The 22882-nt window shown below is 60.2% G+C and carries 25 protein-coding genes and 1 pseudogene; 21 read left to right on the top strand and 5 right to left on the bottom strand.

The window, feature by feature from the left end:
* Positions 1-117: 117 nt before the first annotated feature.
* The 7 genes and pseudogenes from FA90_RS27700 to pssA all read left to right on the top strand — a co-directional run.
* A pseudogene (locus FA90_RS27700) lies at positions 118-306 on the top strand (glutathione S-transferase N-terminal domain-containing protein); the annotation flags it as partial.
* A gap of 527 nt (positions 307-833) precedes the next feature.
* The gene (locus FA90_RS11105) at positions 834-2582 is read left to right on the top strand and encodes an acetolactate synthase 3 catalytic subunit (protein WP_051971712.1); all 1749 of its coding nucleotides are present in this window, start codon (positions 834-836) and stop codon (positions 2580-2582) included.
* Complete coding sequence (gene ilvN / locus FA90_RS11100; protein ID WP_036168720.1) at positions 2582-3073, top strand: acetolactate synthase small subunit; 492 nt, start codon at positions 2582-2584, stop codon at positions 3071-3073. Before FA90_RS11105 ends, ilvN begins: the two co-directional genes overlap by 1 nt.
* 82 nt (positions 3074-3155) lie before the next feature.
* A complete protein-coding gene (gene ilvC / locus FA90_RS11095; RefSeq protein WP_036168718.1) occupies positions 3156-4172 on the top strand; it encodes a ketol-acid reductoisomerase in 1017 nt (338 codons plus the stop codon).
* Between the two features lie 180 nt (positions 4173-4352).
* The gene (locus FA90_RS11090; RefSeq protein ID WP_239700679.1) at positions 4353-5276 is read left to right on the top strand and encodes a hypothetical protein; all 924 of its coding nucleotides are present in this window, start codon (positions 4353-4355) and stop codon (positions 5274-5276) included.
* A 165-nt stretch (positions 5277-5441) separates the two neighbouring features.
* A complete protein-coding gene (locus FA90_RS11085) occupies positions 5442-6263 on the top strand; it encodes an SIMPL domain-containing protein (RefSeq protein ID WP_036168716.1) in 822 nt (273 codons plus the stop codon).
* Positions 6264-6356: 93 nt separating this feature from the next.
* A complete protein-coding gene (gene pssA / locus FA90_RS11080; RefSeq protein ID WP_036175282.1) occupies positions 6357-7220 on the top strand; it encodes a CDP-diacylglycerol--serine O-phosphatidyltransferase in 864 nt (287 codons plus the stop codon).
* Positions 7221-7265: 45 nt separating this feature from the next.
* Here pssA and FA90_RS11075 read toward each other — a convergent pair whose 3' ends face one another.
* Together FA90_RS11075 and FA90_RS11070 are read right to left on the bottom strand one after the other, a co-directional pair.
* The gene (locus FA90_RS11075) at positions 7266-8228 is read right to left on the bottom strand and encodes a hypothetical protein (RefSeq protein ID WP_156116673.1); all 963 of its coding nucleotides are present in this window, start codon (positions 8226-8228) and stop codon (positions 7266-7268) included.
* Positions 8221-8952, bottom strand: a complete 732-nt coding sequence (locus FA90_RS11070; protein ID WP_036168712.1) for a hypothetical protein — start codon at positions 8950-8952, stop codon at positions 8221-8223. The genes FA90_RS11075 and FA90_RS11070 overlap by 8 nt, the downstream gene beginning before the upstream one ends.
* A gap of 143 nt (positions 8953-9095) precedes the next feature.
* On the opposite strand from FA90_RS11070, the gene FA90_RS11065 reads away from it, so the two are divergent.
* Positions 9096-10055, top strand: a complete 960-nt coding sequence (locus tag FA90_RS11065) for an alpha/beta hydrolase (protein ID WP_081933790.1) — start codon at positions 9096-9098, stop codon at positions 10053-10055.
* Here FA90_RS11065 and FA90_RS11060 read toward each other — a convergent pair.
* A complete protein-coding gene (locus FA90_RS11060) occupies positions 10009-10536 on the bottom strand; it encodes a hypothetical protein (protein WP_051971711.1) in 528 nt (175 codons plus the stop codon). The two genes, FA90_RS11065 and FA90_RS11060, sit on opposite strands and share 47 nt — an antisense overlap.
* 34 nt (positions 10537-10570) lie before the next feature.
* Entirely contained in the window at positions 10571-11077 is a 507-nt protein-coding gene (locus FA90_RS11055; protein WP_036168710.1) for a hypothetical protein, read from the bottom strand.
* A 187-nt stretch (positions 11078-11264) separates the two neighbouring features.
* On the opposite strand from FA90_RS11055, the gene rpsO reads away from it, so the two are divergent.
* Positions 11265-11534: a 30S ribosomal protein S15 gene (rpsO, locus tag FA90_RS11050; protein ID WP_036175277.1), complete on the top strand. Its 270-nt coding sequence runs from the start codon at positions 11265-11267 to the stop codon at positions 11532-11534.
* A 204-nt stretch (positions 11535-11738) separates the two neighbouring features.
* Complete coding sequence (pnp, locus tag FA90_RS11045) at positions 11739-13841, top strand: polyribonucleotide nucleotidyltransferase (protein ID WP_036168708.1); 2103 nt, start codon at positions 11739-11741, stop codon at positions 13839-13841.
* A 192-nt stretch (positions 13842-14033) separates the two neighbouring features.
* Here the strand turns inward: pnp and FA90_RS11040 are convergent, their stop codons facing one another.
* Positions 14034-14753: an NADPH-dependent F420 reductase gene (locus tag FA90_RS11040; RefSeq protein ID WP_036168706.1), complete on the bottom strand. Its 720-nt coding sequence runs from the start codon at positions 14751-14753 to the stop codon at positions 14034-14036.
* Between the two features lie 263 nt (positions 14754-15016).
* On the opposite strand from FA90_RS11040, the gene FA90_RS11035 reads away from it, so the two are divergent.
* The 11 genes from FA90_RS11035 (at position 15017) to FA90_RS11020 (ending at position 22801) form a co-directional block, all read left to right on the top strand.
* A complete protein-coding gene (locus FA90_RS11035; protein ID WP_036168704.1) occupies positions 15017-15211 on the top strand; it encodes a hypothetical protein in 195 nt (64 codons plus the stop codon).
* 162 nt (positions 15212-15373) lie between these two features.
* Positions 15374-15709: a hypothetical protein gene (locus FA90_RS26945; RefSeq protein WP_197065285.1), complete on the top strand. Its 336-nt coding sequence runs from the start codon at positions 15374-15376 to the stop codon at positions 15707-15709.
* A 153-nt stretch (positions 15710-15862) separates the two neighbouring features.
* Positions 15863-16375, top strand: coding sequence for a hypothetical protein (locus FA90_RS11030; protein ID WP_036168702.1), 513 nt, complete (start codon positions 15863-15865; stop codon positions 16373-16375).
* Between the two features lie 110 nt (positions 16376-16485).
* Positions 16486-16851: a DUF2750 domain-containing protein gene (locus tag FA90_RS25640; RefSeq protein ID WP_307171219.1), complete on the top strand. Its 366-nt coding sequence runs from the start codon at positions 16486-16488 to the stop codon at positions 16849-16851.
* 94 nt (positions 16852-16945) lie between these two features.
* Positions 16946-17158, top strand: a complete 213-nt coding sequence (locus tag FA90_RS25635; RefSeq protein WP_081933789.1) for a hypothetical protein — start codon at positions 16946-16948, stop codon at positions 17156-17158.
* A 211-nt stretch (positions 17159-17369) separates the two neighbouring features.
* Complete coding sequence (locus tag FA90_RS11025) at positions 17370-18587, top strand: hypothetical protein (protein WP_197065284.1); 1218 nt, start codon at positions 17370-17372, stop codon at positions 18585-18587.
* 10 nt (positions 18588-18597) lie between these two features.
* Positions 18598-19317 (top strand): hypothetical protein, encoded by a 720-nt coding sequence (locus FA90_RS26400; RefSeq protein WP_156116672.1) that lies wholly within the window; start codon positions 18598-18600, stop codon positions 19315-19317.
* A 75-nt stretch (positions 19318-19392) separates the two neighbouring features.
* A complete protein-coding gene (locus tag FA90_RS26395) occupies positions 19393-20118 on the top strand; it encodes a hypothetical protein (protein WP_156116671.1) in 726 nt (241 codons plus the stop codon).
* A gap of 182 nt (positions 20119-20300) precedes the next feature.
* Positions 20301-20468, top strand: coding sequence for a hypothetical protein (locus FA90_RS27255; protein ID WP_239700677.1), 168 nt, complete (start codon positions 20301-20303; stop codon positions 20466-20468).
* Between the two features lie 26 nt (positions 20469-20494).
* Positions 20495-21019 carry a hypothetical protein gene (locus tag FA90_RS26385; RefSeq protein WP_156116669.1) on the top strand — a complete coding sequence of 175 codons (525 nt, stop codon included), beginning with the start codon at positions 20495-20497 and terminating at the stop codon, positions 21017-21019.
* Positions 21020-21868: 849 nt separating this feature from the next.
* Entirely contained in the window at positions 21869-22801 is a 933-nt protein-coding gene (locus tag FA90_RS11020) for an IS5 family transposase (RefSeq protein ID WP_081933788.1), read from the top strand.
* The last annotated feature ends 81 nt before the right edge of the window (positions 22802-22882 follow it).

Here is a 22882-nt window from a genome sequence, read left to right as displayed (position 1 = left end):
ACCGCACGGATAACAGGCAGGTGGCGTGCTCGGCTCTGCCGGGCGGGGATTAATCGCTTGATAACGAAGCGGCGCTTTCGTTAGAATATTTTTATCGAACAATTAACAGGGGCGCCCATGCTACGCATTCTCGGAAAGGCAAGTTCGATCAACGTGCGCAAGGTCTTGTGGACCTGTACGGAACTGGCGCTGCCGTTCGAACGCGAGGACTGGGGCGCCGGCTTCCAGCCGACGCACACGCCGTCGTTCCTGGCCCTCAACCCGAACGCCATGGTACCCGTGATCGTCGATGGCGACATCGTGCTCGGCCTGTCGCTCAACCGCTGGCTGATGACCCCGACCGAACGCCCGGACTATCCCGCGCTGCGCGCTTACGCCGAGCGCCTGCGCCAGCGCCCGGGATGCGTGGCGTTTTGCCTGAACGGCATGGCCTGATGCAGCGCCGCCGCGTCTTCTGCACCAAAATGGGATTTGGATTTTTTTAGCTTGACCAGAATGGTGCGACGCAGTATGGTATGGAACGCTTTGCAACCCCGAAGCTCAGGTCAGGTCCGAGTCGGCACACAACGCCATTCGCGACATGACGCGCTTTCACATGTAGGCAGTTTGCTCCAACCCGCGCCACAAGCGCGAGAGACACGCAATTGCGCACACCGTGACTCACGCCAAACGACTTTGCGCCCAGCGCCGGTTCGTAAGCCATCTGCCGATGGCCCAAAGATCGACGTGACCGCAATACAAAGGGGATGCATGAGCACTGTTGCGTGATACGTGCCTCGCTAGGGCCGAGCATCCGATCAATCTCCCTCTGGGTCTTGAAAGGAAAACGTATCATGAGCAGTCCCAATGCCAATGAGGCAGCCATCACCGGCGCCGAGATATTGGTCCGTTGTCTCGCAGAAGAGAACGTCAAGCACGTCTTCGGTTATCCGGGCGGCGCCGTCCTCTACATCTACGACGCGATCTTCAAGCAAGAAAAATTCCAGCACATCCTGGTCCGTCACGAGCAAGCCGCCGTGCACGCGGCCGACGCGTACTCGCGCAGCTCGCACGAAGTCGGCGTGGCCATCGTCACGTCCGGTCCGGGCGTCACCAATGCCGTCACCGGCCTGTCGACCGCATACATGGATTCGATCCCGATGGTCGTGATTTCCGGCCAGGTGCCGACCCATGCGATCGGCCAGGACGCCTTCCAGGAATGCGACACGGTCGGCATCACGCGCCCGGTGGTCAAGCACAACTTCCTGGTCAAGGACGTGCGCGAGCTGGCCGAGACCGTCAAGAAAGCCTTCTTCATCGCACGCACCGGCCGTCCCGGTCCGGTGCTGGTCGACATCCCCAAGGACGTCAGCATGCAGAAGGCCTTGTACGCGTATCCGAAAGAGATCGAGATGCGCTCGTACAAGCCGGTCGACAAGGGCCACGCCGGCCAGATCCGCAAGGCCGTGCAACTGCTGCTGTCCGCCGAGCGCCCGATGATCTACGCGGGCGGCGGCGTGATCCTGGCCAATGCAGCGAACGAACTGAATCGCCTGGTCGACAAGCTCGGCTTCCCCATCACCAACACGCTGATGGGCCTGGGCGCCTACCGCGCTTCCAGCGGCCACTTCGTCGGCATGCCGGGCATGCACGGCACCTACGAAGCCAACATGGCGATGCAGCACTGCGACGTCCTGATCGCGATCGGCGCCCGTTTCGACGACCGCGTGATCGGCAACCCGAAGCACTTCGCCACCAACCCGCGCAAGATCATCCACATCGACATCGACCCCTCGTCGATCAGCAAGCGCGTGAAGGTCGACATCCCGATCGTCGGCAACGTCAAGGACGTGCTGGTCGAAATGCTGTCGCAGCTGGATGCGGCCGAGCAGAGCGCCGGCGCCGCCAGGCCGAACACGCAGGCCCTGCAGGGGTGGTGGAAGCAGATCGGCGACTGGCGCGCGCGAGAGTGCCTGAAGTACACGCCGTCGAACGAAGTCATCAAGCCGCAGTCGGTGGTCGAGACGCTGTGGCGGGTCACCGGCGGCGACGCCTTCGTCACCTCCGACGTCGGCCAGCACCAGATGTGGGCGGCGCAGTACTACCCGTTCAATCTGCCGCGCCGCTGGATCAATTCCGGTGGCCTGGGCACGATGGGCGTCGGCCTGCCGTACGCGATGGGCGTGCAGATGGCCAACCCGGACGCCACGGTCGCCTGCGTCACCGGCGAAGGCTCGATCCAGATGAACATCCAGGAGCTTGCCACCTGCAAGCAGTACCACCTGACGCCGAAGATCATCCTGCTCAACAACCGCTTCCTGGGCATGGTGCGCCAGTGGCAGCAGCTCGACTACAACTCGCGCTATTCCGAGTCGTACATGGATTCGCTGCCGGACTTCGAAAAGCTGGCCGAAGCCTACGGCCACGTCGGCATGCGCATCGAGAAGCCGGGCGACGTCGAGGGCGCCATGCGCGAGGCGTTCGCCATGAAGGACCGTCTGGTGCTGATGAACTTCATCACCGACCGCAGCGAGAACGTGTGGCCGATGGTCAAGACCGGCAAAGGCCTGTCGGAAATGCTGCTCAGCTCGGAGGACCTGTGATGCGACACATCATTTCCGTCCTGCTGGAAAACGAAGCCGGCGCCTTGTCGCGCGTGGTCGGGCTGTTCTCGGCGCGCGGCTACAACATCGAGACGCTGACGGTCGCGCCGACCGAAGACGCGACGCTGTCGCGCATGACGATCGTGACGACCGGCTCGGACGACATCATCGAGCAGATCACCAAGCACCTGAATCGCCTGATCGAAGTGGTGAAGGTGGTCGACCTGACCGAGGGCCAGCACATCGAGCGCGAGCTCATGCTGATCAAGGTGAGGGCGGTCGGCAAGGAGCGCGAAGAAATGAAGCGCACCGCCGACATCTTCCGAGGCCGCATCATCGACGTGACCGAGAAGACCTACACGATCGAGCTGACCGGGGCGAAATCCAAGCTGGACGCCTTCATCGATTCGATCGACCGCGCCGCCATCCTCGAGACCGTCCGTACCGGCGGCTCGGGCATCGGCCGCGGCGAGCGCATCCTCAAGGTCTAAGCTGCGTCTGAACCGCGTCCGGGCTGCCGCCGGCGGCCTCGAAAAATCAAATAAACGATATATATAAAGCACAGGATTGAACATGAAAGTTTTCTACGACAAAGACTGCGACCTCTCCCTCATCAAAGGCAAGAACGTCGCCATCATCGGCTACGGCTCGCAAGGGCACGCGCACGCGCAGAACCTGACCGAATCCGGCGTCAACGTGACCGTCGGCCTGCGCCGCGGCGGCGCGTCCTGGGGCAAAGTCGAACAGGCCGGCTTGAAAGTCGCCGAGGTCGACGAGGCGGTCAAGTCGGCCGACGTCGTCATGATCCTGCTGCCGGACGAGAACATCGCCGAGGTCTACAAGAACAACGTCGAGCCGAACATCAAGCAGGGCGCCGTGCTGGCCTTCGCCCACGGCTTCAACGTCCACTACGGCCAGGTGGTGCCGCGCGCCGACCTCGACGTGATCATGGTCGCGCCGAAAGCGCCGGGCCACACCGTGCGCGGCACCTACCGCCAGGGTGGCGGCGTGCCGCACCTGGTTGCGGTCTACCAGGACAAGTCCGGCGCGGCGCGCGACATCGCGCTGTCGTACGCGATGGCCAATGGCGGCGGCAAGGCCGGCATCATCGAGACCAACTTCCGCGAAGAGACCGAGACCGACCTGTTCGGCGAGCAGGCCGTGCTGTGCGGCGGCACCGTCGAGCTGATCAAGGCCGGCTTCGAGACGCTGGTGGAAGCCGGCTACGCGCCGGAGATGGCCTACTTCGAATGCCTGCACGAACTGAAGCTGATCGTCGACCTGATCTACGAAGGCGGCATCGCCAACATGAACTACTCGATCTCGAACAACGCGGAATACGGCGAATACGTCACCGGCGTGCGCATCGTTACCGACGAGACCAAGAAGGCGATGAAGCAGTGCCTGAAGGACATCCAGACCGGCGAATACGCCAAGAGCTTCATCCTCGAGAACAAGGCCGGCGCCCCGACCCTTATCTCGCGCCGCCGCCTCACCGCCGAGCACCAGATCGAGCAGGTCGGCAGCAAGCTGCGCGCGATGATGCCGTGGATTGCGAAGAACAAGCTGGTCGACCAGTCGAAGAACTGATCGTCCGGTAGCAAAACCCCCGGGTCGCGGCATCCCCGCGGCCTTTTTCATGTCCGCCGCATTCGTCGGCGCATCATTTTTGGCAAAAACTTGTCGCCCCGTATTTACGTTGTATTTATAATGGGTAACAGCAGTCCTGCCATTCCGGCCCGCGACTGCGCTAGCCTGGGGACGACGACGATGAACAAGTGGATGACGGCAGCCTGCATGGGCCTGCTATTTTCGGCGCAGCACGCGATGGCCGCCGATTCGACCGGCTGCGAAGGCGGCGGTTTTACGGTACTGGGCAAAGCGAGCGGCCAGAGCGCCAGCCTGGCGCCAGGCAGTGTCGCCTCGGTGTTTCGCGTGCAGGGACGCTACGTCCAGTTCGACGTCGACGCGGCGACGTTCGGGGTGCTGAACTACACGCTGACCGGCGCGCCGAACGCGCTCGACATCACCGGCGGGCGCGCCACCCCGGTGTTCGAGAGCAAGATGCCGGACCACCGCGGCGTCGTGCTGGACGGCGCCGTCAGCCTCCAGCTGAGCACGGCGGGCGACGTCGTCCTGACCCGCAGCGGCCCCGGCGTCACTATGAAGATCCAGGCCAAGGATTGCGCCAATGGCGGGCTGTTCCAGATGGAAGTGGCGCGCGCCGACGACACCAAGACGGTCTTCACGCACAAGCTGGCGCAAAGCGCGTTTTATTTCGATAACCGCGCCTTCCGCGACCGCGAAGGTGACAGCGTGGCGTACAAGGACACGACGCTGAAAGTGGCGCCGCGCATCAACTTCGGCAACGATTACTCGGCCAGATTCGTCGGCCGCGACAGCCCGCAATTCGCCGACCGCATCGCCGAGCCGCGCTGCAGCAACGACATCCTGACCCGCACCGGCACGCTCAGCCGCGTCCAGCATTGCGGCGGCGTTTCGCAGTGGGCCGTGGCCAGCGGCGGGCGCATGGGCCAGGTGATGGGCGAGGATGCGACCGAGGTCGCGCCGCCGGCAACCGTCTGCGAGCACAAGTGCCAGGCGCAGAACCAGACCCGCGGCGCGGCCACGGTGCTGGGCTTCCCGTTCCCGGTCGCCGACGCCGACCGCCTCAAGCCGCGCCTGCCGCAGTAAGCGGCTGCCGGCAAAAAGGGTCGCAGGACAAGGGCATGTTTGTGGAGTGATTGCATCCGAGTGCAACCATTTGCAATATTCCATTACAACAAGCCCGCGTCCATACGAAACCCGGTATCGTTCTCCTGACCCGGCACACCGCCGACCCGTACAAGGAGAACCACGATGTCCTGCAAGAAGCTGATCCTGCTGTCCGCGCTCACGCTCGCCTTCGGCCTGCAAGCCGGCGCCCGGGCCCAGGCCCCTGCCACGCACGCGACCGGCGCGGCCACGAGCGTTGCGGCGACCTCCGGTACGCTCGTGATCGTGCCGGCCTTCGGCGAAGTCAAGCGTGCCAACGACGAAGCCACGCTTTCCTTCAGCGTCGAGGAGCAGGACAAGGACCGCGCCGCCGCGACCGCGCGCGTCAATCAGAAGATAAAGCAGGGCACCGACATCCTGCGCCGCGCCGATGCGCAGGCCGAACTCAAGACCGTCAACTACACCACCTATCCGGTGTATCCGGAAATCCAGGACAGCCCGCGTCCTTTGAGCGCCCAGGAACAGGCGCAGCAGCAGGCGGCGCGCCGTACGCCGATCGGCTGGCGCGTGAGCCAGACGCTGGAGATGAAGACGCACAGCCTGGCCGCGCTGCCCAGGACCGTGGCCGCGGCGCAGAAGGTCCTCAACCTGAACGGCATCGACTACCACCTCAGCCCGGCGCTGGAAAAACAGGTCGACGACGAGCGCATCGCCGCGACCTACCGCAACCTGAACGAGCGCATCGCCTCGATCGCGCGCGCGATGGGGCGCAGCGTGAACGACGCCGTGATCGATACCGTCGACTTTGAGGGCAGCGGCAATTACGCCGGTCCCGAGGCGCGGCCGGCGGCGCCGATGATGCGCAGCCTGGCCAAGCAGATGGACGCCGACGTGCCGGAACCGAGTTTCGAACCGGGCGAGACCACGCTGCAGATGCGCCTGGTCGGCAAGGTCCGCTTCCGCTGACCGCCGTTCATCCATATCGATTCGCTAACACGCGGGTGCGGCCATATAATGGAGCCGTCCGCGCCGCGTGCGCTGCTACCCAATAACGAGTTCATGGCACCTCTCCCACGACGCAGAAAAAACGCCACCGCCAAGCCCAAGGGCTTTGCCCGTTTCCGACGCGTGCCGCGCAGCGCCGATGTCGCCCGCGAACGGCCGCGCCGCGGCATCTACCTGCTGCCCAACGCTTTCACCACGGCCGCGCTGTTCGGCGGCTTTTATGCGATCGTGATGGCGATGAACCAGCGCTTCGACCACGCCTGCTGGGCTGTGTTCATCGCGATGGTGCTCGACAGCCTGGATGGCCGCGTGGCGCGCCTGACCAACACCCAGTCCGAGTTCGGCGCCCAGTACGACAGCCTGTCCGACATGGTGTCCTTTGGCGCCGCGCCGGCGCTGGTCATCTACGAATGGTCGCTGCGCGGCCTCGGTAAGCTCGGCTGGATCGCCGCCTTCGTGTACTGCGCCGGCGCCGCGCTGCGCCTGGCGCGCTTCAACACCAACATCGAAGTGGTCGACAAGCGCTTCTTCCAGGGCTTGCCCAGCCCGGCCGCGGCGGCGCTGGTGGTCGGCCTGGTGATGTTCATGAGCGACCCCGACATCGCCATCGACGCCCGCAAGGTCGACTGGATCTCGTGGTGCATTGCCTTGTTCGCGGGCCTGACCATGGTCACCAACATCCCGTTCTACAGCTTCAAGGACGTCAACTTCCGCAAGTCGGTGCCGTTCATCGTGGTGTTCCTGATCGCGCTCGGACTGGCGCTGCTGGCGATCGCGCCGCAGGTGATCCTGTGGCCGCTGTTCGTGGTCTACGGCCTGTCCGGCTACCTGGTCTACGTCTGGCGCCTGGCCAAGGGCAAGCCGGTCAGCATCATCCAGACCGACGAAGAGCCGGTCGATCCGAGCGAGCGGCGCTGAGCTTCGGCAGCTGAAGGTCAGCTGCAAGCGTTCAGCCGCCGACCTTCAGCCGCCACGCCCGGCCTTGCGCGCGGCGCGCGCGCGTTCGGCGATGGCCTGGGCGGCCGCGAATTCGTCGGCGCGCTGTTGCGGCGTGAGATCCGCGCCGAGGCGGTTCATCAAATCGCTGCCCGGCGCGTACATGCTCGATAGCGCGTTGCCCGGTCCGGCCAGGTCCGACTCGATCAGGCCACGGGCCAGCATGTAGCGGTAAGCCAACGCCGGGTTTTTGTCGTTGAAGTCGGTGCCGTTGAAGTTGTCGGCCGCCCAGAACATCATCGCCATCACGTCGGTCCCGCTCTCCGCGGCTGCCGACAGCTGGGCGCGCGCCGTGGCTTTCCATTGCTTGACCAGCGGATCGTCGGGGCGAGTTGTGAGCGCGCTCTTGTCGCCGAACGGGCCTTGGCTGGCGAATTCGATGGCTGCGCCTTCCACCCCTGCCTTGGCAGCGATCGCCAGGTAATCCAGCCGGTTCAGGCGCTCGCGTTCGGTCATGCCTGCGCACAGCCTGGCATCGTGCCGTTTTTCCTCTGGGGTCATGCTGCGAAAGCCGGGCAGGGCGTCCGGCTTGCCATGTTTGACCTCATCCTCGTCGAAGACGATGCGGTCCCCGTTGGCGTTGAAGGTCGCGCAATCGGCGACGAGCCGATAGGCGCGGTAGGCGTCGTGCGGGTCGTGCGTGGCCAGCAGGCGGTCGATCTGCACGGTCAGCGGCGGCTCGTCGGGCGTGGGCGGAAACGGCGCCGGGGTGCGTGGCCCTGGCGGGGCGACGGGTGATGCCGCCGCAGCCGCTGTGCGCGGCGACACCGATGCCGGCGCGGGAGCCGCAAGGAGGGCGTCGTCGTTTGCCGTGATCTGCCGCCAGGCCAGCAGCCCCGCCACGGCCAGGCCGAGCGCGCCCAGCGCCAGCAGGATCGCCGGGCGGCGCGCATGCAAGCCCGGTGGGCGCTGGCCTCCGGGTTCAGTCACGTGCGGTTTTCCATTCCTGCGAACCGGCCGGTGTCTCGTGCTCCGGGCAGGTCAGGTGCGGCGAGACCTTGCCCAGTGTTTCGATGGTGTCGATGCTGACGTGGGTCGAGCGTTCGTTGATGCAGTAGGTGCCGTTGCCGGTGATGACCCGGGTGTGGCGCGTGCCGTCGCCGGTGTTGTTGACCAGTTCCTCGATCTTCGGCGCTTCCCACAGCTTCGGCGGCAGCATGGCGTGCGCCGCTTCCATGCCGCGCCGCATGCGCATCTGCGCACTGTCGGGCGGGGCGACGATGTAGGCATAGTTTTCCTTGCGCAGCGCCTTGTCGACGCTCCCGGCGGCGCGCAGCGCGCCTTGCAGCAGCGCGCCGCCGGCCACGCCGCCGTGCGCGCCGGCGGCGGGAGCAGGATCGGCGCCGGCAGCGTACGGCGCAGCATTCGGCGGCGCCGGCTCGACGGCGACAGGCGCCGGCAGCACGTGGATGGACTGGGGGTTGGCTGCCTCGCGCGCGGGCGCGGGCGCGCTGACGTGCGCGGGCGCGGGCCGCGGCAGGGCCGGTGCGCGCGGGCACAGGTCGATCCACTGGATGCCGGGCGGGTCGGCCTGTATGGGCGCCGGCAAGCGCCGCGTCATCTGCCAGCCGAGCAGCATCAGCACGTGCACCAGCGCCGTGAAGGCGAGGGCGGCGAGGCGGCGGTCGGATGGTGGGCGCAGCGCGGCATTCATCGAACCAGTATAAAACGCAATCGATCGCTGCCGTTCAAGATTTCGATGCATACATCTCGCGCGCCTGGCACGGCGCACTCGGGTGCGGGAGCAGGGGCGACCGCCCGGCTATACTCGGGCAATCGCTTTCACGGACCCGCTCGATGACTCGACGCCGCCTCGCCACTTTCCTGGGCGCCTGCCTGGGCGCTGCCCTGTTGGCCGGCGCGCTCGCCGCCTGTTCGCCGCTGACGCTGGTGAACGCCGTCTCGCCCGCCGGCGCGGCGCGCGCGACGGCGGCGATCCGGTACGCCGCCGGCGAGCGCCACATGCTCGACGTCTACACGCCGTCGGCGCGGTCCGATGCGGCGGCAGGCGGAGCGAAGCCCGTGATCGTCTTCTTCTACGGCGGCAACTGGGTCAGCGGCAAGCGCGAGGATTACGCCTTTGTCGGGCGGGCGCTGGCGGCGCGCGGCTTCGTGGTCGTCATCCCCGACTATCGCCTGTATCCGCAGGTGCGCTACCCGGACTTTTTAGTCGATGCGGCCCAGGCCGTGGCCTGGACCGAGCGCAGCATCGCGCAGTACGGCGGCGATCCGCAGCGGGTCTACCTGATGGGCCACAGCGCCGGCGCCTACAACGCGGCGATGCTGGCGCTGGACGGCCGCTGGCTCGGCCGCGAGGGCATCCATCCGGACAGCCTGCGCGGCTGGATCGGCCTGGCCGGCCCCTACGATTTCCTGCCGATCGAGAACCGCACCACGCGCCCGGTATTCGACTACCCGGACACGCCGCCCGACTCGCAGCCGGCCAGCCACGTCAGCCGCGCTGCGCCGCCGGCGCTCCTGATCGCGCCGCGCCACGACGACACCGTCGACCCGGTGCGCAACACCGGCGGCCTGGCGGCCAGGCTGCGCGCGGCCGGCGTGCCGGTCACCGAAGCGTATTACGACGGGGTGGGGCATGCGACGCTGGTGGCGTCGCTGTCGAATTCGCTGCGCCGCTTGGCGCCGACGCTGGACGCGGTCACCGCATTCATCCGGCGCGACCGGGCCGGCGGCAGCGCCGCGGCCAAGGTCAGCGATGGCGGAAACGGTCGTCGTACAGCGGATCCGGACCGTTGAGCATCTGGCGCACGATGCCGTCCTGGTCGAAGTGGACGCTCATCATCGAGTTCCACACGCCGGATTCCTTGTAGCGGTAGGACCAGACTTCGTAGTCGTGAAAGCGCACGCGCGAGATCTCGGCCGGGCGCCCGAACATGCGCAGGATCTCGTCCTTGGTGGTGTGGTCGACCTTCACCTTGGCGAAGCCGGCATTGGTCAGCGCCTGTTCGTAGGCGACCAGCCGGCCGTCCGGCCCGATCCGCGCCATCCACTGGAACTGGCCCATCGGCTGGCCGCGGTATTCGAGATCCTGGCCGCCGTCGGGCTCGCGGTAGACCTCGGTCGGTTGGCCGAGCTTGGCGAGCACTTCGGGCAGCGGGGCGCCGGCCGGCGGCGCTTCGCGAAACAGCGGGGCGCTGCAGGCTGCGAGCAGCACGGCCAGCGCCAGCGGCAGGGTGCGCGCCGCGGCGCGGCGCGCACAATCGATCGGATGCCTCATCGGGACTTCTCCTTGTTCTGGTGCGGGTGCGGACTCACGGACCCTTGAAGCGGTCGTCCAGCACCGGGTCGGGCGAATTGCCGGTGCGCGCGACTTCGCCACGCCCGTTCAGGTAGACGTTGAAGAACGAATTCCACAGGCCGTCCTGTTTGTACCTGTATGACCAGACCTCGAAACCGGTGGCGCGATCGGGCCCGATCTCGGCCGGGCGGCCGAAGTTGCGCAGCACGTCGTCCTTGTTCCATTGCGCGACCTGGATGCGCTCGAAGTTCTGGGTGGTCAGCACCTGTTCGTACGAGACCAGGTGGCCGTCGGCGCTCATCTTCGCCATGTGCTGGAACTGGCCCATCGGCTGGCCGCGGTATTCGAGCATCTGGCCACCGGCCGGATCGGGATAGACGGCGTCGGGCTTGCCGTAGCGTGCGGTCACCTGATCCAGCGTGGCGCCGACCGGCGCCGCGCGCCAGCTGGCGCAGCCGGACAATAGGGTCGTGGCCAGGGCGAGCGCCGCCAGCGTGGTTTTCTTGTTCAGTTTGTTCATCGGGTTCCTTGAGGCGTGCCAAATCGACATCGGCGCGTCCGTGAATTTTAGCCCAAGCCCAGGAAAGACTGGCTCCGCCACGCGTTTTCCCCTATACTTGCCCGTCTTGACTTATCGAAGTCAGGTTTTTCAACAACTCACGGTGCGTTGGGTTCCGACTCTTGCACCGCATGTGAAAGGCAATATCATGACCGTAGAAAACATCAACAAAGCCGCGATCATCGCGGACAACGCACGTGGCGACAAAGACACCGGTTCGCCGGAAGTGCAAGTTGCACTGCTGACCGCACGCATCAACGAGCTGAACGGCCACTTCAAGGAACACCAGAAGGACCACCACTCGCGTCGCGGCCTGATCATGATGGTCAACCGCCGCAAGAGCCTGCTGGCTTACCTGAAGCGCAAGGACCTGAACCGCTACCGCGACCTGATCGCCAAGCTCGGCCTGCGTAAGTAAGCAGATCTGGGCATTGCGCCAGTCCGCGTAAAACACGAAATGCCTGCGTCAGTCAGACTGCCGCGGGCATTTTTTGTATCTGCGGTTTTTGCTTTTTGGCAATATTGCTGTAGTGTGCAGCAAGGCGGCCGCGCCTAGCGGGCGTCCGTAATGAGGTGAACGACAGCTCCTGAAAACCTGTCGGCAAATAGAAAGGGACATCCCATGTTTAACAAAGTTACCAAAACCTTCCAGTACGGCCAGCACACCGTGACCCTGGAAACCGGCGAGATCGCGCGCCAGGCCTCCGGCGCCGTCCTGGTGTCGGTCGAAGACACCGTGGTCCTGGCCACCGTGGTCGCCAAGAAGGACGCCAAGCCGGGCCAGGACTTCTTCCCGCTGACCGTCGACTACATCGAGAAGTCGTACGCTGCCGGCAAGATCCCGGGCGGCTTCTTCAAGCGCGAAGGCCGTCCCTCCGAAAAAGAAACCCTGACCTCGCGCCTGATCGACCGTCCGATCCGCCCGCTGTTCCCGGAAGGCTACCTGAATGAAGTCCAGGTCATCATCCACGTGCTGTCGGTGAACCCGGAAATCGATCCGGACATCCCGTCGATGATCGGCGCCTCGGCCGCCCTGTGCGTGGCCGGCATCCCGTTCAACGGCCCGATCGGCGCCGCCCGCGTCGGCTACGCCAACGGCCAGTACATCCTGAATCCGACCACCACCCAGCTCAAGACCACCCAGATGGACCTGGTCGTCGCCGGTACCGAGCACGCCGTGCTGATGGTCGAATCCGAAGCTCAGCAGCTGTCGGAAGAAGTCATGCTGGGTGCGGTCGTCTACGGCCACGAGCAGATGAAGGCCGTGATCGACGCCATCCACGCGCTGGTGGAAGAGGGCGGCAAGCCGGAAGTCGAGTGGACCGCGCCGGCCAAGAACGAGGCGCTGATCGCGCAAGTGGCGCAGCTGGCCGAAGCCAAGGTGCGCGACGCCTACCAGACCCGCGAGAAATCGGCGCGCCAGCAGAAGCTGAAGTCGCTGTCCGGCGAAGTAATGGCCGCGCTGCAGGCGCAGGGCGTCGAGGCCGACGCCGCCGAGGTCGGCAACATCCTGTTCGACATGGAAGCCAAGATCGTCCGTTCGCAGATCCTCGATGGCGAGCCGCGCATCGACGGCCGCGACACCCGCACCGTGCGTCCGATCTCGATCCGTACCAGCGTCCTGCCGCGTACCCACGGCTCGGCCCTGTTCACCCGCGGCGAAACCCAGGCGCTGGTCATCGCCACCCTGGGCACCGGCCGCGACAGCCAGAAGATCGACGCGCTGATGGGCGAGTACACCGACGACTTCATGATGCACTACAACATGCCGCCGTTCGCCACCGGTGAAACCGGCCGCGTGGGCACGCCGAAGCGCCGCGAAATCGGCCACGGCCGCCTGGCCAAGCGCGCGCTGGTCGCCGCGCTGCCGTCGCCGGAAGAGTTCAGCTACTCGGTGCGCCTGGTCTCGGAAATCACCGAGTCGAACGGTTCCTCGTCGATGGCCTCGGTCTGCGGCGGCTGCCTGGCGCTGATGGACGCCGGCGTGCCGATGAAGGCGCACGTGGCCGGCATCGCCATGGGCCTGATCAAGGAAGGCGGCAAGTTCGCAGTCCTGACCGACATCCTGGGCGACGAAGACCACCTGGGCGACATGGACTTCAAGGTGGCCGGTACCACCGCCGGCATCACCGCCCTGCAGATGGACATCAAGATCCAGGGCATCACCAAGGAAATCATGCAGGTCGCGCTGGCGCAAGCCAAGGAAGCGCGCCAGCACATCCTGGGCGAAATGCAGAAGGCCGTGCCGACCGTGAAGACCGAGCTGTCGGACTTCGCACCGCGCCTGATCACCATCAAGATCAACCCGGAAAAGATCCGTGACGTGATCGGCAAGGGCGGCGCCGTCATCCGCGCGCTGACCGAAGAGACCGGCACCCAGATCGACATCACCGACGAAGGCATCGTGACCATCGCGTCGGTCGACGCCGCCGCCGGCCAGGAAGCCAAGCGCCGCATCGAAGAGCTGACCGCGTCGGTTGAAGTCGGCAAGACCTACGACGGCACCGTCCTGAAGCTGCTGGACTTCGGCGCCATCGTGCAAGTCATGCCGGGCAAGGACGGCCTGCTGCACATCAGCCAGATCGCCAACGAGCGCGTCAACGCCGTGTCGGACTACCTGAAGGAAGGCCAGCAAGTGCGCGTGAAGGTCCTCGAGACCGACGAGCGCGGCCGCCTGAAGCTGTCGATGAAGGCTGCGGATCCGGTGGAAGCGGCGGCGCAGTAATCGCTGCGCGAGCATCGCGCGCGCGTGAGCGTGCGCGAGCTTGATTAAAAAACCGCCAGTGCGTGAGCCTGGCGGTTTTTTGTTGGACACGACGATGTCAACTCAACGTCGAGCCTGTCGTGTGCGGTCGGTCGACTTGGCGGCCTACCGACCGAGCACATTCCTCATCAATATCTGTTCAAACCAAGTCGTTCAGGTTGCGCCCTTTTCGGCCATTTCACGTTGCAGCTTTGCGTGGTTGGCCAGGTACTCGGCATGCTGAGCTTCGGTACGTTTGGGTCCGAGTTGAATGAAAAGCTCGCGTAGTTTGTCGGCGGGCAAATCGGCGCCGTACGAAGGTGTACCCGGCTGCTGCCGCCAAGACTCGTGAAGGCTGCCGTTGTCGACGGCGTCAAAGCCCAACTCCTCGACGAGCGCCATCACTTTTTGCTTGGCTTCGGCGTCGTCGCCAGCGACCGGCAGGGCAATACGGCCGGCCGTGCCTTTAGCCAGTCCCTTGGTTCGAAGATGGTCAGCATAAATGTTGTTGAACACCTTCACTACCGGACGACCCAAGTGTTGCTGAACCCATTCGCTTTCGGTGAGGTCGCCGGCTTCCAGCTCCGGGATTTGGCCGTCGCGGATGATTGGGTAATAGTTGCTCGTGTCAATGACAGGCACATTGGCAGCGACGCCTGCAAACATGTCCTTCGGAAGCTCGGGAATGTTTTTGAGCGGAATAGTGACTACAAGAATGTCTCCATGACGGGCAGCCTCTTGGGCAGTCACAGCCTGCGCACCGGTTTGTTGTGCCACGTCCTTTAATGTGTCTGGCCCGCGCGAATTGGCGATATACACCGAGTGTCCCAGGCTGGTCAGTCGTGTTGCAAGGGCGCTGCCGATGTGGCCGGCGCCGATGATTCCGATATTCATAGAGTCCTCAAGTTAAAGCGTTTAACCAGAGTAAAATTTCCTGGTTGTAAAATAAGACTAAACGATGACACACTTCGTTTCGGTGCTGAGTTGCAATGGGCTCAGCGGTTAAAAGTAAATGTCGCTCAAGTCGATTCAAAAACTGATTCGATGTTACACATCTATGCTGTCAAGTGTTGTACGGCTTGAATCGCCGACAGGTCGGTCAGTGATACCAGGTTCATGCGCAAAGGATGGACAGTGTCAAATCAAAGATTAATACGATGGAGAAGGTGACCCGTTTCGGCAGTGGGGTCTTGCTCGGCTTCTTTGCTGGGCATTATTTCGTCGCCAAATGGCGCATCGTGTCGTTCGACGCCGGGATCGGCATATGGGCTGCAACGATGCTGGTATGCGGCTGTCTAGCGCTGAAGCTCGGCGACGAATTTTGGTACGGCATGTTTGGGCGAAACAGGTGACGTGGCTTGCTGCGGCGTCCAGGTCCGATTCGGGTCGACAGCGGTCTGTAGTGATAGTCGGAGAGTTTGTCAGATCGGCAACCTGCTATGCTGGCTCGACCGTCTGCTGTCGGCCAGGAGCGGACGAATGCTGCTCGCCTCACATGTCACGTAAGGAACGCAATGCGTACAGAAACGCCGGTGTTTATCGCCACGCTGTCCATTCTATGGCTCCGCTCGGACGGGTCCGAGGTGATGATTGAAGCGAAGATTGGTGCGCCATATGTGGTTGACGATCAAACATGGGCATGCCCAGCGTGCCTAGAGGGTGTTGATGGGCGTTATCCAGACATCGTAGGTGAAGGATCGTTTCAGACGTTGTCTATTGCTATGCGACTGATCGGGAACAGGCTCGGTCATATGCTTGAGGACAACGCGCATCTTGTTTATCCAGTCGACCGTAGCGCTTGGGGCTGGTCCTCGCATGCTGCTTTCTTTGGAGCAGCCAAATTTAGCTGAGCGAATAGTCCGCTTTGGGTCGGTAGCGGCCCACCGTGACAGTCCGAGAGTTTGTCAGCTCGGCAACCTGCTATGCTGGGTCGACCGGCTGCTACCGGCCAAAAGCGGTCGTTGATGAAGTAGGCTGTGCAGCACACGATAAAAGGACAAGGGATGCTGGAACTGAGTAGCCCACGGTGGGGTGAGCTGCGCGATGCGTACGGCAGCGCTGCGAAGATTCCTGAGCTTCTTCGGCAGCTGTCGTCCTTACCCGACGATAACGGTCATTCCGAACCGTGGTTCAGCCTATGGAGCGCCCTTGCTCATCAAGGCGACGTGTACTCAGCTTCGTTCGCAGCGGTTCCACACGTTATCGAGGCCATTGCTAGCTCGCCAGAACGTGTGACCGATGTGTATTTTCACTTCCCTGCCTGGATCGAAATCTGCCGACACAAGAATAGCGTCGACGTTCCCGATGAGCTGGCAGCAAGTTACTTAGATGCGTTAAAGCGCATTCCCGCACTGACGGCAAGTGCTGCAGGAAAGCAGTGGAGCACTGCTTTTACGGCCTGTGCCTTGTCCGCTATTGCCGCTGCAAAGGGTCAACACGAGCTTGCAGAGGCGTTGCTGGAACTGACCACACCGAACACTGTTGACGAGTTCTTGGAATGGTCCTACGACCGCTAAGGGTCGGTTCCAGCCAGTCGTGACCGTTCGTGACTTTTCCGCTTAGGCAACCTGATATGCTCACCCGAACGGCTGAGATCGGCCAGGAGCGGACGTAACGAGATTGAGCAATGGGTGGGACGATGAGCACATCAGCAATTCAGCTGGCAGCGTTTTGCACGGAGGTCGCGCAGACGAGAACGGTATGGGCCGTTAAGGATGGAAATGGATTTCCAGCTCCGGTTGGCACAGATGGCAAGAGGGCTATGCCATTTTGGTCATCGGAGTCCCGAGCACTTCACCTAATTTCGATAGCTCCACAATTTACTGGTTTTAAACCCGTTGCAATTGATTGGGATAGCTTTTGCGAGCGATGGTTACCGGGGCTTGAACGTGATGACCTTCTCGTCGGCGTCAACTGGGTGGGAGTACGTGCGTCAGGATTTGACCTGTTGCCATCAGAACTAAAGGCGAACGTCGAAGCGGCCGTTCGCTGAGTTTGCACTCTTCAGCAAGGTCCGCTTCGGGTCGGTAGCGGACGTAGCTATAGGTCTGCTACCGGCCAAGACCGAACGTTGAGGAATCGTGCCTATGACGAACAGCAAAAAGCAGGAATACTGCCTGATCTGCGGACGTTTACTCGACAACCCAGAAGATCAGCTTTCAGGCAATTGCGGCGGAGATTGCTGGGGCTGCGTAGGCGCTATCGAGGCAGAAATGGGATGTGAAGAATCACTCGCCTTCGTACGCAAAGAATACGAGGCAGGACTTCGACCCGGCTGGATCGATCCGTTCAAGCCCTAAATTGGGCATCTGTGCTACGTCCGCTTCGGGTCGGTTGCTGCCGGTCGTGACGGTTCGTGACTTTTCCTGGATGGCAACCTGCTATCCTGAGCTGAACGGCCGGGTTCGGCCAAGAGCCGACGTTGCGTGGCGGCCGCAATTTTTTATGTTATTTATACGGACTTGACCGCTCCGTGGTGCGCGATCACCTTCCAGATAGGTACCAAACCAGATGTCGACCCAAAAATTTAGTGCAGCCCAGCGAGAGGCTATTTGGCTCGCCCATGAAAAAAAGTGTGCGTACACTCGCGAGTTCCTAGACATCAGTAGCTTTCACATAGATCATGTTATTGCTGAATCCTTGGCTAACGATCCCACCGAGTTTGCGAAGATAAAACGAGACTTTAACCTGGTCGACGATTTCGACATCTTCGGGTATGGCAACCTTTTGCCATGTTCCCCCGGCCCGAATCTGCAGAAGGGCTCCCTCATTCTTGACGAGGCACGCACGCACTTTTTTCTAGGTATTGCGTCAAGCAAAGTCAAAGAAATCAAAGCCCATCTAGTTTTACTGGAAAAGCGAAAAATTCGTGGCAAAGCGATTATCTTACTTCAGCAGTGTCTGGAGAGGGGGGACCTGTCAGCGGAGGAAGTCTCAAAGATATTGGAGGAGCACTTAGACCAGCCAGAGCAGATATTTGAACTCGTCGAGAGTATGCAGTTCGCGGACATGACTGAGGTGCGATTCATCGCTAAGGCTGAGATTGAAGCACTTCGCAATCGTCCTATTCGCTTGGGAGATAACGATCACATTGACGGCGTAACCTTGACCAATGAAGTAGATGAAACGCGGGATGTACGCACTTGCAGGGAGTACGACGACGCAATCAATGATGGTTATTCCGCGTACTCGACCTTCGACATTAAAATGTCGACGTGGTTTGAGCATCAATGCGGCCTTCTAAAGTCGCTTCAGGCTGCAAAGACGCCTTCGCAGAGTTTTATCTCTCAACCAAGAGTAAGCATAATGGACCTGGACCTGTTACCTTTTTCGATGTTTCCCTGTGTCGGGGAACTTGAAAAGGCCGCTGAACCGGACGCTACGTATCAAAGCAAAGTGGATGATGGAACATTAGTGGTCAAACGAATACGTCAGAACATGTTTCGCGTTGAGGAGCCCGACGGAATGGGCCAGCAGTTGATCGAAGTTGCCCGCGCAGACTTTACGGGCGACGGCACCGAAGACATCTTGCTATTCGAGTATTGTTATGCCACACAAGGCACACTGGGATTTGGCGGTGTACGCGTAATTACTAGGTCATCAGGGTTCGGCAAATTTGAGATTGCCACACCACCTAACAATTGGATTTTTCCAAAACTAGTCGCCCTTAATATGCAAGATATGCCAGCAAACGTTGTGGCAGACGCCGACCTCCCCGAAATAAACTAAGGTGATACAGATGCGAAACTGGGACCAATTCATTGTGATTACGTCGGAAAAGATTAATGCGAAGTCAAGCACTGATCTTACGGCATTATTAAAGAAAAATAATGAAGTTTCAAAGCGTCTCGGGGAATTTCTTGATTTAATGCTAAACAACATGAGCATTCCCGAAATTAGAGAAGGCGTGACGTATCAAATGGTTCGAACCGATCCTGTGCAGCGCGAATGGGAGGCGACCTTCTCTACAGTAAACATGACTGGCCCTGTTATTGTGTCCCTAGCTATGCAAGGTTTCTATTCCTCAGCTATTTGTTTGCTGCGCCAAGAGCTTGAGGGCACTGCGCAACTGAAGCACATATTGGATGGAAGAAGAAGTACAAACTGGGCGCCTAACATTAGGCACTTAAGCGAAAGAATGCGCCGTTGGTACCCTGCATTGACCGAAAGTGCCCACCTTTCAAGTGATTTTGCAGCATCGATGCAAGCACCACTTTTTGGAGGAGATGATAACTTTTCCCTACTTCCCCATGGTAGTAGCATACTTCCGGTGTACAACAAAGATGTTGCAGAGGAAATAATTGAAATTCATATTGAGATTAGGGAAGAACTAACGAAACAAGCTGAGGAACATCTTCGACGAAACGGAATATTCGCTACCCAATCTACAGAGGACTCTGTTAAAGGGGGCAACAGTGACCGTCAAGAAGTTCCTGAGGACCTCAATGCAAATGAATAACGCCTTGCGGGCGTGATGTTTAGAACATTAAGATGAGCTCGAAAAAATCAATTAGAACGAGAATGACCTGATTTTATGGTTCAGAAATTCAGTAAGACTCTCGGCGATCTCAATCTCCCTGAAAATTTCCCCCACTTGGAGTTCGATTCCGTTAATGCGAAAATGGCTAATTATGCGCAGAATCCAAGCTCAAATTGGTTTATGTTCGCGGCAGCTTGGAATGCTACAGGGTATCGCGCTATCGCGACGCATAAGAGCAGCGCGAGATTTGATGAGCTACTGGCTAATAGTGCAGCTAGTCTAGAATTGCGCTTTCTGCAAGATCACGAGATGTTCTCGTTTTTTACTGCGGCTCTATCGGCTATTGAATGCGCATTTTTCGCGACTTATGCATGTGTTTCTCAGGCGTTCCCATCGGATTATCCAATAGCTCTAGATAAGGATCTACGGGTAACTCCAGAAAAGATCTTCGCAAAGATGAAAGCAAAACATGGTAGCACTGCAATAGTCAATGCGATGAAAGATATCTTGAGCGATCCACAGTATGCGGAACTTTCAAATTTCAGAAACTATTTGGCTCATCGAGGCATACTTCCGCGGAAGCAATATGCTGCAACTGGCCCCGGTGCAGTCGATCTCCCGTCTGACGTTTCAGGCAATCCGACTCAACTCGCTTCAAGTTGGATCTATAACTTCAAACTCGTCCCCGGATGCCTTATTCCTTTCGTGGATTTCACGGACAAAGCGATCGGCTCAATTGTCCAACAACTGCACGATTTCGCTACAGTAGACCTCAAATAGATTTTCAGCGTTCGTCCTCTACGTTGGCCTGATTTCGGCAGCAAATACGAAGGTCAGCTTTGGGTCGGGTCCGGCCTTTCGTGACAGTCCGTGAATTTTCCAGCCAAGCAATCTGCTATGCTGGCTTGACCGGCCGAAATCGGCCAGAAGCAGTCGTCGGCAACCTTCCAGGAGAACCGGGCATGGATTTTGATGGAGCGACGCCGGCAGTGATCTCGCTGGCGAAAGAACTCATCACGGCGATGCAGCGAATAATAGCTGGTTGTGAGCGCGCATATTGGCTGTTCGTATCGGTAGACGGTCACTACGGGCTGAATGCCTCTTACTACTACCTGAATCGACGACGTTAATTCAATTCACTCTACCAAAGGAAGCGATGGCAAAGATTAACTGGGTTCCGATCATTTGCAGCATTGTCACTGTATGCGGGACAATCGTTACTGCGTACTTAACTAACGGAGCGAAAAGTAGTATTGAAAGCCTTAAGGCACAGACTCAAAAGCAAATCCGAGAAATAGAGTTAAAGTCACAGGCAGATATCACTCGTTTAAGAGCTCAACTTGACGCTGAAAAGGACTTACGTGCTCAATCTGTAAAGAATGAGGCAATTGTACGTAGTGAACGAGCGAAGGAATGTGACGAGGTCAAGGCAATCCGAGACGACATGAGCAGTGATTTTACTCATCTTCGTTTCAACGATCTCGAAACCTCAGCGGCACTTTTACGTTTGGAAAGTGCCAGTTCTAAGATCACGGCATACTTTTCGCCAGCAGCGCGCACGGCATATAAAGCATCGTTACCCAAAGAACCTTCGTCCGATCAACTTCAGAGGTACCGTGAGGTTTACGGTGCTGTCTTAGAGGGGTACAACAAGCAGGTAACGATAAGCTGCGCCAAATAATTCCCACCCTACACGTAGCATCGCTACTTGTTCTCGCGATGAGTTTGGCATCGTGCATGTTCGTTCCGCACACGAATCATCTACGGCCGGCAGTCAAATGGATCATTTTCGATAATGAGAACCCAATCCCGGAGTGGTACTCTATTTAAGGACTCTGCAGGAAAAAATGAGCCCTGTGCGGATACGGAAAATCCATTTCAGTTGCAACAGACGGCAGCTCTTCATGGGCACTGATCCAGGAATACACGCTTACAGATTCACTCATCAATCCAGTCGGAGTTCGCGCCTGGATAAATGTGCTGCGCATTCGTCATCCGACGATGGGACACTCATCGGGGCGATGCTGTTTTTAAAGCAGAACGAAATGGTAACACTGCGCGTTGTGTGCGATGTGCGGCACCTACATCGCCACGAATTTGGCCCGGACAGAGCATCGACGATGCTTTGGCAGGCGCAATATTGCGAGACAGGGAAGCTCGACGATGGATCAAAGTAGCTGAACGACCGGTTAGGGTCGGTAGCGGAAGTAGCTGTAGGTCTGCAACCGGCCAGGAGCAGACATCTAACTGGAGCACGCATGGGTGTATTCGGATGGTTTGGACGGAAGAGGAACGAAGGGGCAAACTCGGATGCAAAGACCGTCAGGGTCTACCTTAATCCGTTGCACGCGATGCTAGGGGCTGCAGAAAAACAGAAGGGCTCGCCGCTCACTGAGGCTGAGGTCTTACACGTTCGGGACACCACTGTTGCGATCGATATGGCCTTCCCCCACCACGACGGACACTTTCGATAGGCTTTGTTGCACAAACCTCGCGAGCAGCACATGGCGAGGGTGGGTAAACTTACGACATGAGCGCACCTGTCAAGCCGAAGTATCGAACGACCAACTGGAAACAGTACAACGAGGCCCTCAAGAGACGCGGTTCGCTGCTGATCTGGCTGGACCCAAACATGTGTTGGCACGGCAAGCCCAGCGGCAAGCGTGGGCGCAGCAAAAAGTACAGTGAGGCAGCAATCCAGTTTTGCTTGACCATCAAAAGCTTGTTCAACCTGGCGTTACGCCAGGCGATGGGGATGGCGCAAAGCCTGCTCAAGCTTGCGGGTCTGGACTGGCAGGTACCCGACTTCAGCACCGTCAGCCGTCGTCAAAAGCATCTTGCAGTGACGATCAGCGCGCAGCCGACGACAACCGGATTACACCTTCTTGTTGATAGCACCGGCATCAAGATGCTGGGCGAAGGTGAGTGGAAAACCAAAAAGCATGGGGCTGACTATCGCCGCCAATGGCGCAAGGTCCACTTGGGTATTGATGCCACTACGCTAGAAATCCGTGCCATCGAAGTGACCGATAACGCCACTGGCGATGCGCCCATGATGGCCGGTCTGCTGGAACAAATCGACCTGGGCGAATCCATCGCAAGCGTCAGTGGAGACGGCGCCTATGACACCAAAGGGTGTCATGAAGCCATTGCGCGCCGTGGTGCGCACGCCATAATCCCAACGCGCAAGAATGCCAAGCTGTGGAAGGATCGACGTCCTGGCGCCGAGGCCCGAAACGCCATCTTCCACGCTACGCGCCGCTTGGGCCGGGCGATCTGGAAGAAGTGGAGTGGCTATCACCGACGCAGTCTGGTCGAGACGAAAATGCGATGCTTTAAGTTACTGGGAGAACGCGTGATGGCACGCGACTTCGATCGTCAGGTAGCTGAGCTGCAGGTACGTGCTGCCATTCTGAATCGCTTCACCCACCTGGGTACACCGATGACGGTGGCCATGCCATAAATCCGTCCGGGGTTTGGGGTATTACGCACTCAGCTTATTTGTGCAACAAAGCCCTTTCGATAGGTATGATGTCCCTATCGG

Origin of the sequence: Massilia sp. 9096, from assembly GCF_000745265.1 — a bacterium.
GTDB lineage: Bacteria > Pseudomonadota > Gammaproteobacteria > Burkholderiales > Burkholderiaceae_D > Telluria.
The sequence above is the reverse complement of the archived record's forward strand: the minus strand, read 5'-3'. Positions and strand labels throughout refer to the sequence as shown.